Source organism: Pseudomonas sp. HMWF021, from assembly GCF_003061005.1.
Taxonomy (GTDB): domain Bacteria; phylum Pseudomonadota; class Gammaproteobacteria; order Pseudomonadales; family Pseudomonadaceae; genus Aquipseudomonas.
The window spans coordinates 8,840-23,249 of the sequence record NZ_QAIK01000143.1 but is presented as its reverse complement, the minus strand read 5'-3'; the positions used below and the strand labels follow the sequence as shown (position 1 = coordinate 23,249).

Annotated in this window: 15 protein-coding genes; 9 read left to right on the top strand and 6 right to left on the bottom strand. The window is 61.2% G+C overall.

Annotated features, from left to right (window positions below):
• The 3 genes from DBR18_RS29515 to DBR18_RS19695 all read right to left on the bottom strand — a co-directional run.
• Nucleotides 1-425, bottom strand: a 425-nt coding sequence (locus tag DBR18_RS29515) for a succinylglutamate desuccinylase/aspartoacylase family protein (RefSeq protein WP_256588806.1), incomplete at its 3' end; no start/stop codon positions are given.
• 199 nt (nt 426-624) lie between these two features.
• Nucleotides 625-1,404, bottom strand: a complete 780-nt coding sequence (locus tag DBR18_RS19700) for an ABC transporter substrate-binding protein (protein ID WP_108591558.1) — start codon at nt 1,402-1,404, stop codon at nt 625-627.
• A gap of 318 nt (nt 1,405-1,722) precedes the next feature.
• Nucleotides 1,723-2,151: a rhodanese-like domain-containing protein gene (locus DBR18_RS19695; protein WP_108591557.1), complete on the bottom strand. Its 429-nt coding sequence runs from the start codon at nt 2,149-2,151 to the stop codon at nt 1,723-1,725.
• Between the two features lie 102 nt (nt 2,152-2,253).
• Here DBR18_RS19695 and ftrA point away from each other — a divergent pair, with 102 nt between their 5' ends.
• A complete protein-coding gene (gene ftrA / locus DBR18_RS19690; RefSeq protein ID WP_108591556.1) occupies nt 2,254-3,228 on the top strand; it encodes a transcriptional regulator FtrA in 975 nt (324 codons plus the stop codon).
• Between the two features lie 113 nt (nt 3,229-3,341).
• Here ftrA and cobF read toward each other — a convergent pair whose 3' ends face one another.
• Together cobF and DBR18_RS19680 are read right to left on the bottom strand one after the other, a co-directional pair.
• Nucleotides 3,342-4,097: a precorrin-6A synthase (deacetylating) gene (gene cobF / locus DBR18_RS19685; protein ID WP_108591555.1), complete on the bottom strand. Its 756-nt coding sequence runs from the start codon at nt 4,095-4,097 to the stop codon at nt 3,342-3,344.
• A complete protein-coding gene (locus DBR18_RS19680) occupies nt 4,097-4,666 on the bottom strand; it encodes a histidine phosphatase family protein (protein ID WP_108591600.1) in 570 nt (189 codons plus the stop codon). Before DBR18_RS19680 ends, cobF begins: the two co-directional genes overlap by 1 nt.
• 330 nt (nt 4,667-4,996) lie before the next feature.
• On the opposite strand from DBR18_RS19680, the gene DBR18_RS19675 reads away from it, so the two are divergent.
• From DBR18_RS19675 to DBR18_RS19640, 8 genes are all read left to right on the top strand, one after another.
• Nucleotides 4,997-5,851, top strand: a complete 855-nt coding sequence (locus tag DBR18_RS19675; protein WP_108591554.1) for a MurR/RpiR family transcriptional regulator — start codon at nt 4,997-4,999, stop codon at nt 5,849-5,851.
• A 2-nt stretch (nt 5,852-5,853) separates the two neighbouring features.
• Nucleotides 5,854-6,498, top strand: a complete 645-nt coding sequence (locus DBR18_RS19670) for an isochorismatase family cysteine hydrolase (RefSeq protein ID WP_108591553.1) — start codon at nt 5,854-5,856, stop codon at nt 6,496-6,498.
• A complete protein-coding gene (locus DBR18_RS19665) occupies nt 6,495-7,826 on the top strand; it encodes a glutamine synthetase (protein WP_108591552.1) in 1,332 nt (443 codons plus the stop codon). The genes DBR18_RS19670 and DBR18_RS19665 overlap by 4 nt, the downstream gene beginning before the upstream one ends.
• Nucleotides 7,810-8,562, top strand: coding sequence for an N-formylglutamate amidohydrolase (locus DBR18_RS19660; protein ID WP_108591551.1), 753 nt, complete (start codon nt 7,810-7,812; stop codon nt 8,560-8,562). Before DBR18_RS19665 ends, DBR18_RS19660 begins: the two co-directional genes overlap by 17 nt.
• A 90-nt stretch (nt 8,563-8,652) precedes the next feature.
• Entirely contained in the window at nt 8,653-10,002 is a 1,350-nt protein-coding gene (locus tag DBR18_RS19655; protein ID WP_108591550.1) for an APC family permease, read from the top strand.
• 119 nt (nt 10,003-10,121) lie between these two features.
• A complete protein-coding gene (locus DBR18_RS19650) occupies nt 10,122-11,138 on the top strand; it encodes an arginine N-succinyltransferase (RefSeq protein ID WP_108591549.1) in 1,017 nt (338 codons plus the stop codon).
• 61 nt (nt 11,139-11,199) lie between these two features.
• Entirely contained in the window at nt 11,200-12,234 is a 1,035-nt protein-coding gene (gene astA / locus DBR18_RS19645; protein ID WP_108591548.1) for an arginine N-succinyltransferase, read from the top strand.
• 185 nt (nt 12,235-12,419) lie between these two features.
• A complete protein-coding gene (locus DBR18_RS19640; protein WP_108591547.1) occupies nt 12,420-13,289 on the top strand; it encodes an oxaloacetate decarboxylase in 870 nt (289 codons plus the stop codon).
• Nucleotides 13,290-13,846: 557 nt separating this feature from the next.
• On the opposite strand, the gene DBR18_RS29510 is transcribed toward DBR18_RS19640, so the two are convergent.
• Nucleotides 13,847-14,410, bottom strand: a 564-nt coding sequence (locus DBR18_RS29510; RefSeq protein WP_256588802.1) for a M20/M25/M40 family metallo-hydrolase, incomplete at its 5' end; no start/stop codon positions are given.

The window sequence follows — 14,410 nt, the reverse complement described above, 5'->3', positions numbered from 1 at the left end:
GCCGGCAGCTCGTCGAGCACCTGACCCATGGTCTGGCGGATCAACGCGATATTGGCTTCGGCATCACTGCCCAGCTGCTCGCCGATCCGCGCCGCCACCGGCGCACTGAGTTCAACGAACGAGCGGTTGAAATTCTTGCCGCTGCCCAGCTCGAAGCGGCCCATGTGGCTGCCTTGCAAATGCTGGTCGAGGCCGATCGGGTTGGCCACCGGCACCAGCTCGATCACGCCTTGCAGACGGCCCTGCTGTTCAAGTTCACTGAGACGCTGCTTGAGTTCCCATGCGGTGCGCATGCCCGGCAGCTCGTCGGCGTGCAGACTGGCCTGGATATACACCTTGCGGCTGCCGGCGCCGTAACGGAAGACGCTGAGAGAACGTTCGCTGCCCAGATGGCTCCAGGGCAGGACATGGTCGATGCGTTGCATGGGAAAACTCCTGAATGGCTGGATCACGCAGATCCCCTGTAGGAGTGAGCCTGCTCGCGATAGCGGTGTGTCAGGCACTAAAGCGGCTGAATGTTAAACCGCTATCGCGAGCAGGCTCACTCCTACAGGGTTCTCCTATGAATCAGAGCACAAAAAAAGTGGCCACCGCATTCACGGGGCCACTTTTTTCTACAGCGTATTAATGGCCGTACACATCAAAGTCGAAGTACTTGTCCTGGACTTTCTTGTACTCGCCATTGGCGCGGATTTCGGTGATGGCCTTGTTGAATTTCTCGGCCAGCGCGGTATCGCCCTTGCGCACCGCAATACCGGCGCCACCGCCGAAGTACTTGGCGTCTTCGTAGGTCGGGCCGACGAATTCGAAGCCTTTGCCGGCGTCGGTCTTCAGGAAACCGTCGCTGAGGTTGACCGAGTCGGCCAGCATTGCGTCAAGACGACCGGACTTCATGTCGAGGTTGGCTTCCTGCTGCGAGCCATAACGCACCACTTCAAACCCGGCGTCCTTGGCCATGTCGGTGGCATAACGGTCGTGGGTACTGGCGCGCAGCACGCCGACTTTCTTGCCCTTGAGCTGGGTCAGCGGATCAGTGATGCCCGAGCCTTCCTTCATCACGAAGCGCGCCGGGGTGTGGTAGTACTTGATGGTGAAATCGACGTTTTTCTTGCGGTCGTCGGTGATGGTCATCGAGGACAGGATCGCGTCGATCTTCTTCACTTTCAGCGCCGGGATCAGGCCGTCGAACTCCTGCTCGACCCACACGCATTTGACGTCCATCTGTTTGCACAGCGCATCGCCGATATCGACGTCGAACCCGGTGAGTTTGCCGTCAGCGGTTTTCATCGAGAACGGTGGGTAAGCGGCTTCGATCCCCAGACGAATCGGTTTGGCGTCTTCGGCCACAGCGGTCAGGGACAGCATCGACAGTGCCAGGGCACCGAACATCACTAGCTTCTTCATTTATTACTCCTGTGTGCGGAGGCTTTTATTGGCAGCTTTCGATTAGGCGTTCGGTCATGGCCATTTAGCGGCAAAAACCGAAGTGGCCGGCAGTCTATGGCGGCGCGCACAGGGCAAATTGTGTTTAAGCGACAAATACTTACAGAAAATCGGCGCAGCCGTTGACCGGGATCAACGCTGCGCCGACATGGTGCAAAGGCTGTAGGACAAACCCTCGAAAATCACCCAAATCGCCTGTGTAGGAGCTGCCGAAGGCTGCGATCTTTTGCTCTTGAAAGTCAAAAGATCGCAGCCTGCGGCAGCTCCTACAGAAGCAGTTCAGCATTCGCAGGCGATGGGGGTTTTGGCGGGTTGTTCGACGCTCAGCGAAAAGCCTTCACCCAGCCATCCGGTCACGCCGCCGATCATCTCCTTGACCGGGTAACCCAACGCCGCGAGCTTCACCGCTGCCTTGTTGGCGCCGTTGCAATGCGGGCCGGCGCAATAAACCACGAACAGCGTGCTCTTCGAGTAACCCGCCAGGCCTTCGGTCGTCAGCAAGCGTGTCGGGATATTGATCGCACCTGGCACATGACCGCGTTCGAATGCCAGCGGGCCGCGTACATCGACCAGCACAAAATCGACCTCCCCGGCCTCCTGGCTGCTGAAGACGTCGGAACAATCGGTTTCAAACGTCAGACGGTTGCTGAAATGCATCAGGGCAATCGCCGACGGGGCGGCAGGAATTTCGCGAACCAGGCTGGTCATTCTGTGTAGCTCCTGTGTCTGTTGGGGTGTGAACAGACTTTATCGGGTCAGAACTTGGCGCTACAGTGGCGCGCAAGACACTCACCGGGAATTTTCCGCCAAATGCCTGATTCACCTGGATTGGTCGCGATTCTGGCCTACGACGGCCTCTGTACCTTCGAGTTCGGGATTGCCGTGGAGGTCTTCGGCCTCGCCCGGCCGGAGTTCGATTTCCCGTGGTACGAGCACCGCATCGTGGCCGTCGACCAAGGGCCGATGCGCGCCATGGGCGGGATTCAGGTGCTGGCTGACGGTGGCCTGGAGCTTCTGGCGCAGGCGCGCACCGTCATCGTTCCCGGTTGGCGTGACCGCGATGCCCCGGTGCCGCCGGCTCTGCTTGATGCCTTGCGCCAGGCCCACGCGCAAGGCGCGCGGCTGCTGTCGATCTGCTCCGGAGTATTTGTGCTGGCCGCCAGTGGTTTGCTCGACGGCCATGGTGCGACGACCCATTGGCGCTATACCGATGAGCTGGCGCGGCGCTTCCCGGCGATTGCGGTGGATCCGGATGTGCTTTACGTCGACTCCGGCCAGTTGATCACTTCCGCAGGAAGCGCTGCCGGCATCGACGCCTGCCTGCATCTGGTGGCTCGAGACTTCGGCACCCAGGTCGCCAACGCGGTGGCCCGGCGCCTGGTGATGTCGCCGCAACGCACCGGCGGCCAGGCGCAGTTCATCCCCACGCCCGTCAGCCCGACACCGCGCAGCGACCTGTCGCGGGTGATGCAATGGGCTCGCGAGCGCCTGCATCAGCCGCTGGAAGTGCGCGATCTGGCCAGCGAAGCGGCGATGAGTGAACGCACCTTTTTACGGCGCTTTACCGAAGCCTGCGGGCAATCGCCCAAGGCATGGCTGCAGCACGAACGACTGGCCCGAGCGCGGGAACTGCTGGAAAGCACCGTGCAGAACACCGAGCAGATCGCCCAGCGCTGCGGTTATCGCTCGGTGGAAAGTTTTCGCGTGGCGTTTCGCAGCGTGGTCGGGGTGCCACCGTCGGTGTATCGGGAGCGGTTCGGGCGAGAGGTCAAAGCCATTTCCTGAGGTGAATTTCAGGACGCCTTCGCTGGCAAGCCAGCTCCCACAGGTTTTGCGTCGCCCCGAAACCCTGTGGGAGCGGGCTTGCCCGCGAAGGGGCCAGCCCAGACAGACATAATCTAGGGCTTGCGCAGCAGATAGGTATCCATGATCCACCCATGCTCGGCCCGGGCAGCCTTGCGCACACGCTCAATCTCGCCTGCCACATCCTTGAGCTTGCCGCTGAGCAAGATCTCATCCGGCGTACCCAGATAGGCCCCCCAGTAAATCTCTGTCTGCTGATCCGCCACATGGCGGTAGGAATCTTCAGCATCGAGCATCACCACCAGGCTATCGGCGTCACTCACCAGCCCCGCCGCCAGACGCCGGCCAGTGGTGATTTCAATTGACCGGCCAATGGTGTTCAAAGGCACCTTATGTTGCGCCGCCAACGCCTGAACGCTGGTAATCCCGGGGATGACCTCAAACTCGAAAGCACAGCGGTCTGACGCCAGAATCGCCTGCAGAATACGAATCGTGCTGTCGTACAGCGCCGGGTCGCCCCACACCAGAAAACCGCCGCACTCCCCGTCAGCCAATTCTTCATTGATCAGCCGTTCGAAGGTTTCCTGCTTGACGCGGTTCAGATCATCGATCGCGCGGGTGTAGTCCACTTCGCCGCGCTCGCGCTCAGGGCTGGGGGCTTCGGCGAAGCGATACGCAGGATCGGTGATGTAACGCTCACAGATTTCCCGCCGCAGATCGATCAACTTGTCCTTGTTCTGGCCTTTATCCAGCAGAAAGAACACGTCCACCTGATTGAGTGCCTTCACCGCCTGCATCGTGATGTAGTCGGGATTTCCGGCGCCGATGCCGATGACCAGCAGTCGTTTCATCACAGTGCTCCCGCAAAATCGTTACCCGGCAAGCGTAGCCGCCAGATCCCGTTGAAACGCAGTTCAACCACCGCCAGCGGCTCTACATCGATGGCGTTGAACGCCAGCCCCTGTACCACCTGCATCAACGCGGCGCGCACTACGAACGGATGGGTGACGGCGACGATGTGCCCCGATTTGCCTTGCAGGCTGGTCAGCCACATCGCCACGCGCGCGCCCAGCTGCATCACCGACTCGCCACCATGGGGAGCGGCGTGCGGATCGTTGATCCACGCCTGCAAGGCCTCGGCCTCGCGCAATTGCAGATCCTTGATCGCTTGCCCGTGCCAGCGCCCCCAGTCGCAATCGCGCAGTGCTTGATCCACTTGCGGCGTTGCACCGAACCATTCGGCAGTTTGACGAGTACGTAATTCCGGCCCGCACAACAAATGGCTGACGCTGGCGAACTGGCTCGCCAGCGCGCCGGGCGTGAAGGGCTGATTTTCAACAGGCTCGCTCGTAGGAAAACGCGCCAATTTCTGTGCGACGGTTCGAGCATGGCAAATCAAAGTCAAGCGGGTGGACTGCACAGGTTTGCACTCGATAAAAAGCAGGTAAATCGGCACCAAGCGGGCGGTATTGCGGCAATTGTGCCGCAAACCGTGCGCTTGCGGCGATCTCGTCCGTGATCCGAGCGTCGCTACGCAATCGAATAAACGGCAATATCTGACACGCCAATGGGCAATGGACTACAAGAACTAGCGGCAACGGTGTAGGCCTTGTTGCACACGGCTCCGACGCAAATTAAACACTGAATCGCTACCGCTAAAAATTCACTAGACATGTAGCGTGCGTTACATAAATACTGTTTTAACGGATTATGAAGCGAATTCAACACCCCCCATCCAGCAGGAGCCCGGATGCCACCTCTCAGAGACCTGATCACCGATCCCGGCCTGGACCTGACACCGTCGGAACGCAAAGTCATCCGCGCTCTGCTCGATCAGTATCCACGCAACGGTCTGGGCCCGATGGCGCGTCTGGCCGAACACGCCGGGGTCAGCGATCCGACTATTGTGCGTCTGGTGAAAAAGCTCGGTTTCGGCGGTTATGCCGAGTTCCAGGACGCGCTGCTCAGCGACATGGACCACCGGCTACGCTCGCCGCGCACGCTGTTGCAACCGCGCTCGCACCTGAACAAGGACGATGTCTGGGGCCACTATCTGGCCGACAGTCAGCGCCTGATCGCGGAAACCCAGGCGCTGACCCAGCCTGAAGATGTGCGGATCCTCGTCGACTGGCTGCTCGACACGCGCCACCAGGTCTACTCCTTCGGCGGGCGTTTCAGCAGTCTGATGGCCCACTACCTGCTCAATCACCTGCGCTTGCTGCGCCCCGGCTGCTTTGCCCTGGAGGACAACGCGCAGTTGCCTGACCGATTGTTCGATCTGCAGCGTCAGGACGTCGTGCTGCTGTTCGACTACCGCCGCTATCAGACCCAGGCCCTGCGCGTGGCCAGCGGTGCGAAAAGCCGCAACGCACGGGTGGTGTTGTTCACCGACGTCTACGCCTCGCCGCTGCGTGAACTGGCCGACCTGATCATCAGCGCCCCGGTGGAGTCGGCTTCACCGTTCGACACCATGGTCCCGGCACTGGCGCAGGTCGAGGCACTGATTGCCTGTCTGACCTTGCGCAGCCACGATCTGGCCGATCGCCTGGAAGGCATCGACGCCCTGCGCAACGAGTTCAACACCCATCTGCTGGAGGATAAATAAGGATGTTCAGCCTTCCCCACCGCTCGCCGCGGGATTTGCCGTTTGTCACCGACCACACCGCGTTGCTGCTGGTGGACATGCAGCGTGCCTGGCTCGAACCGCAGTTCGATCCGCACCTGAACGGCCCGGACGCCGAGTATTTCCTGACCCGCGCGCACATGCAGGTGGTGCCCAATCAACGCCGCTTGCTCAGCGCCTTTCGCGAGGCGCGGCAGAACGTGCTGCACACCATTATCGAAAGCCTGACCGCCGACGGGCGCGACCGTTCGCTGGATCACAAGCTGTCGGACATGCATTTGCCCAAGGGCAGCGTGCAGGCTCGCATCATCGACGACCTGACGCCGGTGGAAAACGAGATCGTCCTGCCCAAGACCTCATCCGGTGTGTTCAATTCGACCAACATCGATTACGTGCTGCGCAATCTCGAAACCCGCCATCTGATCATCGCCGGCATCGTCACCGACCAGTGTGTCGACATGGCCGTGCGGGATGCCGCCGACCGTGGCTATCTGGTGACGCTGGTCGAAGACGCCTGCGCCACTTACACCCCGGCGCGACATGACGCCTGCCTGAACGCAATCAAGGGTTACTGCTGGATCACCGACACGCAAACCGTGCTCGGCCGCTTGCAGGAGATGCGTCCATGAGCGAGCGCCTGACGCCGTTGCCGATGACCACCATCGTCACCACCGACCTGATCGGCATCACCCGTGGCCGCTCGTTTCCCACCGACGAGCTGGAGCATTATCAGGCTGCCGGCTGCGGCTGGGTGCCGGCCAACAGCGCGCTGACCCCGCAAGATGTCATCGCCCAGACCAACCCGTGGGGCGCTTACGGCGACTTGCGGCTGATCCCCGATCTGGCCAGTCGCGTGACCGTCAACAACGGTCCGGACACGGCAGCGCCGGCGCTGGATTTCATCCATGGCGATATTCGCGAGACCGATGGCCGGCCATGGGGCGCCTGCCCGCGCACGTTGCTGCGCGATGAAATCGAACGCTATCGCGATGAGCTGGGCTTGCAGGTCAACGCCGCGTTCGAGCACGAATTCAATCTGCACGCAGGCTTTGCCGAGCACCTGGCGTTTTCCCTTGAGGCTCAGCGCCAGGGTGCCGAATTCGGCGGCTGGCTGCTCAGCGCCCTGCGCGCCGGTGGCGTCGAGCCGGAAATGTTCCTGCCCGAATACGGCAAGCACCAATACGAAATCACCTGCCGCCCGACCCTCGGTGTGGCGGCGGCGGACCGCGCCGTCAACGTACGTGAAATCACCCGCGAGATCGCCCGCCAAATGGGCCTGGACCTGAGCTTCGCGCCGAAAACCGCAGCCGACGCGGTGTGCAATGGCGTACACCTGCACGTCAGCCTGCTCGACCTGCAAGGTCAACCGATGCTCTATGACGCGGGCACCAGCAACGGTTTGTCGACGCTCGGCCAGCATTGGGCGGCGGGCATCCTGCATTACCTGCCAGCATTGTGTGCGTTCACCGCGCCAACCCCGGTGTCGTATGAACGCCTGCAACCGCATCACTGGAGCGCGTCCTATGCGTGCCTGGGACAGCAGAATCGTGAAGCGGCGCTGCGCATCTGCCCGACCGTGAGCCTGGGCGGCAAATCCGTGGCGGCGCAATACAACCTGGAGTTCCGTGCGATGGACGCCACGGCCTCGCCGCACCTGGCGATGGCCGCGCTGCTGATTGCCGGGCGCCTGGGCATCCAGCAGCGGCTGGCGCTCAACGCCATTACCGATGAAATTCCCGATTCACTCAACACCGAACAACGCAAGGATCGGGGCATCGTCGCCCTGCCCGCCTCGCTGGCCCAGGCACTGGATTGCCTGCGCCGCAGCACTGACCTCAATCAGGCGCTGCCGAGTGCGTTGCTCGACACCTACTTCGCCCTTAAAACCGAGGAACTGGCGCTGACGGAACAGCTCTCCCCCGCTGACCTGTGTGAGCACTATGCACGCCTGTACTGAATCCGCCGAGCTTGGGTTGTACACCCGCCCGGTCTACAACCTGAGTCGTGAAGATTCGACGAACCCGTTGATCCTGGTGTGTGAACACGCCAGTCGCTATATCCCCGAGGCCTTGAACAATCTGGGCCTGGACGAGGCAGCCGCGCGCGAGCACATCGCCTGGGACATCGGCGCGCTGCAACTGGCCGAGCAATTGGCCGAAAGACTCGGCGCGACCTTGTTGAGCGCCAACTATTCACGGCTGTTGATCGATCTCAACCGCCCTCGGCATGCTCCCGACAGCATTCCGATGCAAAGCGAGATCTATCAGGTGCCGGGCAACCGCGAACTGGATGAAGCGACCCGTGAATACCGGCGCCAGTGCCTGTTCAAACCGTTTCATGCACGCCTGCAGACCTTGATCGACGAGCGTGTTGCTCAAGGCCAGCCAGTGCGGGTGGTAGGGATTCACAGTTTTACCCCGGTGTATTACGGCCAGCCGCGTCCACTGGAAGTCGGCGTGCTGTTCGGTCAGGCCGGCGCCTATGCGCAACGGCTGATCGACGGTCTCGGTCGGCATCCGCTGAAAGTGGCAGGCAACCAGCCGTACCGGATCGATCCGCTGGGCGACATGACCGTGCCGGTGCATGGCGATGCCAGAGGGCTGGACTCGGTGCTGATCGAGGTGCGCAACGACCTGCTGCGCAGCCCCGAAGCGGTCTCGCGCTGGGCTGAATACCTCGCGCCATTGCTGTAATCAATGTTGTGGAAAACACTGCCGACGCTGTACACGATGGACCGACATAACAACTAAAAACGCTTGATTGGATGACAAGGAGTTCGCTTCATGGAAATAGAAGAGTTCGGCTACAAACAGGAGTTGAAACGTAGCCTGACGCTCACCGACCTGGTGGTCTACGGGATGATCTTCATGATCCCCATCGCCCCGTTCGGTGTGTATGGCTACGTCAACGCCGAAGCACCGGGAATGGTGCCTTTGGCGTACATCATCGGCATGGTGGCAATGGTGTTCACCGCGTTGAGCTACGGCAGCATGGCCAAGGCTTTTCCGATCGCCGGCTCCGTGTATTCCTACGCGCAACGCGGCCTCAATCAACACGTCGGTTTCATCGCCGGCTGGCTGATGCTGCTCGACTACCTGCTGATTCCACCGCTGCTGTACGTCTACGCGGCGATGGCCCTGAACCATCTGTACCCAGACATTCCGAAAGTCGGCTTCATCCTGGCGTTTCTGGTCAGCGCGACATTCGTCAACCTGCGCGGGATCACCTTCACCGCCCGCATGAACATCATTTTCCTGCTGGCGCAGCTTGTTGTGCTGGGGATTTTCCTGTTCTACGCCTGGAACGCCCTGCACAACGGCGGCGGTAACGGCGAGCTGACACTGGCGCCGCTGTATCACCCGGAAACGTTCAACTTCGCCCTGCTGATGCAAGCGGTGTCGATTGCGGTGCTGTCGTTCCTCGGTTTCGATGCGATCTCGACGCTCGCCGAAGAGATCAAGGGTGACCCGGGCAAAAGCGTCGGCCGGGCGGCGCTGATCACGCTGGTGGTGATGGGCGTGATTTTCGTCGTGCAGACCTGGATCGCTACCGATCTGGCCGCTGGCATGGGTTTCAAATCCGCCGATACCGCGTTCTATGAAATCGCCGAAATCGCGGCCGGTAGCTGGCTGGCAACGTTGACCGGCGTGGCGACCGCCCTGGCCTGGGGCGTCGCCGTGGCGATCACCTCGCAAGCTGCCGTGTCGCGTCTGCTGTTCGGCATGGCCCGCGACGGCAAGTTGCCGAAAGTGCTGGCCAAGGTGCACCCGAAGCACAACACCCCGTACCTGAGCATTTATCTGGTGGCGGTGCTGTCGCTGGTGATCTGCTACCTGTTCATCAATTCGGTCGACACCCTGACCTCGCTGGTCAACTTCGGCGCCCTCAGCGGCTTCATGCTGCTGCACCTGACGGTCATCAACTACTACTGGCGTCGGCAGAAGTCCGGTCAGGTGGTGCGCCATCTGATCTGTCCGGTCATCGGCTTCATCATCGTCGCGGCCATCATGTACAACATGGGCGTCGACGCGCAGAAACTCGGCCTGATCTGGATCGCGCTGGGGCTGGTGTACCTGTTCTTCCTGAACAAGCTCGGCGCCAGCACCGCGCTGCCTGATCCGAGCAATGGCTGACAAGAAAAAGAGCGGCGTCTGACAACAAATCAGGCGACCGCCGCTTTAAAGCGTGGCAACCGACAGTGATAGTCAGGTTCGGTGGGGATCACCGGACCCTTTGATACAGGAGTGCATCCATGCTGGTCTTTCGCCCAGTCGAGCAAACCGACCTGCCCCAATTGCAGCAACTGGCCCGCGACAGCCTGGTCGGCGTCACGTCGTTGCCGGACGACGCCGAGCGTCTGCGCGAAAAAATCGCCGGATCCTGTGCTTCGTTCGACAGTGCAATTGAGGCGCAAGGCCCGGAGAACTACTTCTTCGTCCTGGAAGACCTCGACCGGCAGCGGCTGGTCGGCTGTTCGGAGATCCTCGCCACGGCCGGTTTCAACGAGCCGTTCTACAGCCTGCGCAACCGCCACTTCACCAGCGCCTCGCGGGAATTGAACATCGAGCACGGCGTGCCGGCGCTGTCACTGTGCCACGACCTCAACGATCACACGTTGCTGCGCGGCTTTCACATCGACAACACACTGGTGGGCAGCGCCTATTCCGAATTATTGTCGCGGGCGCGTCTGCTGTTCATCGCCGCGCACGCTCAACGTTTTGCCGAAGCGGTGATCACCGAGATCGTGGGCTACAGCGACGAGAACGGCCAATCGCCGTTCTGGGATGCGCTGGGCAAGCACTTCTTCGACCTGCCCTACGTCGAGGCCGAGCGCCTGTGCGGTCTGCAAAGCCGCGCATTTCTCGCCGAACTGATGCCGCAGTACCCGATTTACGTGCCGATGCTGCCCCTGGCAGCGCAAGAGTGCATTGGCCGGATTCACCCCGACGGCCAGGAAGCCTTCGACATCCTTGAGCGTGAAGGCTTCGAAACCAACAGCTACATTGATCTGTTCGATGCCGGACCTACGTTGTATGCGCGCACGGCCAACATCCGTTCGATTGCCCGCAGCCAGACTGTCGCCGTGCACCAGCAGTCCCGGATCGATGCCCGCGGCCGCTTCCTGCTCGGCAACGATGGCTTGCAGGGTTACCGGGCGATCGTTGCCGAACTGGATTACCAGCCCGGGCAACCGCTGCCCCTCACGCCTGCCATGTGTGCGGCGCTGAACGTCACCGATGGCAACCTGATCCGGTTGACAGCCCTGTGAACCACGCCCGGTTTCGCCGCCAACGACAGTGCCCGAACAGGCGCGCAGAAGGAGTTTTTGCATGATCGTCCGTCCGGTCAAAGTCAGCGATCTGCCAGCGTTGATGGCACTCGTGCAGCAGGCAGGCCCCGGGTTCACCACCCTGCCTGCCAATGAGGATCGCCTGGCCCACCGTGTGCGCTGGGCACAGCGTGCGTTCGCCGAACAAGTGGAACGTGCCGACGCCGACTACCTGTTCGTGCTTGAGGACGACGACCTGCGCGTGGTTGGGGTCAGTGCCCTGACCGGCGCCATCGGCTTGCGCGAGCCCTGGTACAACTATCGGGTTGGCGTTACCGTCAGTTCGGCACCTGATCTTGGCATTTCGCGGCAGATACCCACGTTGTTTCTCAACAACGAACTGACTGGCCAGTCGGAGTTATGCTCACTGTTCCTGCAACCGGATCAACGTCACGGCAGCAATGGCCGTCTGCTGTCGCTGGGACGACTGCTGTTCGTTGCCGAATTCCCGCAATTGTTTGGCGAAAAGATGATCGCCGAACTGCGTGGCAGTGCCGATGAACTGGGTTGCTCGCCATTCTGGGACAGCCTGGGCCGGCACTTCTTCAAAATGGACTTCAGCCACGCCGATCACCTGTCGGGGCTGGGCAACAAGTCGTTCATCGCCGAACTGATGCCACGCCAGCCGCTTTACACCTGTCTGCTCACCCAGCAAGCGCAGGCGGTCATCGGCCAGCCGCACCCCAATACCGAGCCGGCGCTGAAGATTCTGCGCAGCGAAGGCTTTGTGCATAAGGGCTACATCGACATATTCGATGGCGGACCGGTGATCGAAGCGCCAATCCAGAACATCCGCACCGTGCGCGACAGCCTGGCGCTGACCCTCAACCTCGGCACCCCTGACGATCAGGCCCCCTTGTGGCTGATCCATAACCGGCGTCTGGAGAACTGCCGCATCACCGTGGCCCCCGGCCGTCAGGTCGGCAATACCCTGGTGATCGACCGTCTGACCGCCAAGCGCCTGCAGCTGCAACCGGGCAATTCGGTACGTGCGGTGCTGCTGCCCAGGCAACAGCAACAGGCGGTAGCGGCCTGATCTGCGGTTTTGCCACTGAAAATCCGCAGACCGCCGATGAAACCTTTCAGCGGCTGGATCCGTCATCAACGCCTCCCGCGCAAATTCGTCATGAACCTTGACCCATCCGCGTGATAGCCTTTTCATTCTTCGGCGTTGACACCTTTGCTCAAGCCGTTCCATTCCTTTGTATTGGTGGAACTCGTATGACCAGGCTTTCCCATCAAGATTTGCGCCGTAACTTCCGTCAATTGCTGGCTTCCGACACCTGCTACCACACCGCGTCGGTGTTCGACCCGATGTCCGCGCGCATCGCCGCTGACCTGGGTTTTGAAGTGGGGATCCTCGGCGGCTCCGTGGCCTCGTTGCAGGTGCTGGGCGCCCCGGATTTCGCCCTGATCACCCTCAGCGAATTCGCCGAACAGGCCACCCGCATCGGTCGTGTCGCACAACTGCCGGTGATCGCCGACGCCGACCACGGCTACGGCAACGCCCTCAATGTGATGCGCACCATCGTCGAACTGGAACGCGCAGGCGTCGCCGCCCTGACTATCGAAGACACCCTGCTGCCGGCGCAATTCGGCCGTAAGTCCACCGATCTGATCTCGGTCGCCGAAGGCGTCGGCAAGATCCGCGCGGCGCTGGAAGCCCGGGTCGATTCGGAAATGGCAATCATCGCCCGCACCAATGCCGGGATCCTGCCGAATCAGGAAATCATCAGCCGCACCAGGCAATACCAGGCCGCCGGTGCCGACGGCATCTGCATGGTCGGGGTGCAGGACTTCGATCAGCTCGAGCAGATTGCCGAACACCTGACGGTCCCGCTGATGCTGGTGACCTACGGCAACCCGGCGCTGCGCGATGACAAGCGACTGGCCGAACTCGGTGTGCGCGTGACCATCGACGGCCACGGCGCGTACTTCGCGGCGATCAAGGCGACTTACGACAGCCTGCGCGAACAACGCCAGATCTTCACCCAGGCCTCGGACCTGAGCGCCACCGAGCTGACACACACCTATACCCAGCCTGAGGATTACATTCTTTGGGCCAAGGAATACATGAGCGTCAAGGAATGATGGGTTGGCCGGGCTAATGCAATCGCTGGCAAGCCAGCTCCCACAGGTTATTTGGCAGACCACAGATTTGTGGTCATTGCCAGAGTCTGTGGGAGCTGGCTTGCCAGCGAAGGCGGTGGATCAGGCTCTATGGATGTTGAATGTGCCGACGCCTTCGCGAGCAGGCTCGCTCCCACATTTGATCTGTGTCGAACACAGATGCTGCATCCACTGAAGATCCACTGTGGGAGCTGGCTTGCCAGCGAAGGCAGTGGATCAGGCGGTATGGATGTTGGATGTGCCGACGCCTTCGCGAGCAGGCTCGCTCCCACATTTGATCTGTGTTGAATACAGATACTGCGTCCACTGAAGATCTACTGTGGGAGCTGGCTTGCCAGCGAAGGCGGTGGGTCAGGCTATATGGATGTTGGATGTGCCAACGCCATCGCGAGCAGGCTCGCTCCCACATGGGATCTGTGTTGAACACGGATACTGCGTTCACTGAAGATCTACTGTGGGAGCTGGCTTGCCAGCGATGGGGCCGGTCGCCTCAGCACTAAACAATGTTCAGACTGTGACTATTTGGCCAACTCCATGATCATCCGCGACAACAGATAAATCCGCGGCGTCACGCTCGCCACTTCGGCGTATTCCTCGGGCGTGTGGATGTTGCCACCGACAATCCCGAAACCGTCCAGCGTCGGTGTGCCCACGCCGGCTGACAGGCTGGCATCCGCCGCACCACCGCTGCCCTCCTCGGTCAACTTGCGACCGATCTCACCGTAAATGCCCTGGGCCATCGCCATCAAGCGATCCGACTCCGCCGTCTGCGGCATGGGTGGCAACCCGCGCTTGAGGCTGGTGGTGACTTCGGTTTCCGCGATCAGTTTGTCCTGTGACACTCGCGCCAGATCCTTCTCGATCCGGTCGAATTCTTCAGGCACCGCCGCGCGCACGTCAGCCTTTGCGGTCGCGTGATCCGGGATCACATTGGTGCGATCGCCAGCCTGAAGCACGGTGAAGTTGATCGTGGTTTTCTTCGCCTCATCGCCGAGTTTGCCCAGTTGCAGGATCTGGTGCGCCGCTTCCATCGCCGCGTTGCGCCCCAGCTCCGGCGCAACACCGGCATGCGCCGCCTTGCC

Bases quoted from the DNA above. Each gene is read 5' to 3' on its own strand.
- DBR18_RS19700 (WP_108591558.1), bottom strand. From the start codon at position 1,404: ATGAAGAAGCTAGTGATGTTCGGTGCCCTGGCACTGTCGATGCTGTCC.
- DBR18_RS19695 (WP_108591557.1), bottom strand. From the start codon at position 2,151: ATGACCAGCCTGGTTCGCGAAATTCCTGCCGCCCCGTCGGCGATTGCC.
- ftrA (WP_108591556.1), top strand. From the start codon at position 2,254: ATGCCTGATTCACCTGGATTGGTCGCGATTCTGGCCTACGACGGCCTC.
- cobF (WP_108591555.1), bottom strand. From the start codon at position 4,097: ATGAAACGACTGCTGGTCATCGGCATCGGCGCCGGAAATCCCGACTAC.
- DBR18_RS19675 (WP_108591554.1), top strand. From the start codon at position 4,997: ATGCCACCTCTCAGAGACCTGATCACCGATCCCGGCCTGGACCTGACA.
- DBR18_RS19670 (WP_108591553.1), top strand. From the start codon at position 5,854: ATGTTCAGCCTTCCCCACCGCTCGCCGCGGGATTTGCCGTTTGTCACC.
- DBR18_RS19665 (WP_108591552.1), top strand. From the start codon at position 6,495: ATGAGCGAGCGCCTGACGCCGTTGCCGATGACCACCATCGTCACCACC.
- DBR18_RS19660 (WP_108591551.1), top strand. From the start codon at position 7,810: ATGCACGCCTGTACTGAATCCGCCGAGCTTGGGTTGTACACCCGCCCG.
- DBR18_RS19655 (WP_108591550.1), top strand. From the start codon at position 8,653: ATGGAAATAGAAGAGTTCGGCTACAAACAGGAGTTGAAACGTAGCCTG.
- DBR18_RS19650 (WP_108591549.1), top strand. From the start codon at position 10,122: ATGCTGGTCTTTCGCCCAGTCGAGCAAACCGACCTGCCCCAATTGCAG.
- astA (WP_108591548.1), top strand. From the start codon at position 11,200: ATGATCGTCCGTCCGGTCAAAGTCAGCGATCTGCCAGCGTTGATGGCA.
- DBR18_RS19640 (WP_108591547.1), top strand. From the start codon at position 12,420: ATGACCAGGCTTTCCCATCAAGATTTGCGCCGTAACTTCCGTCAATTG.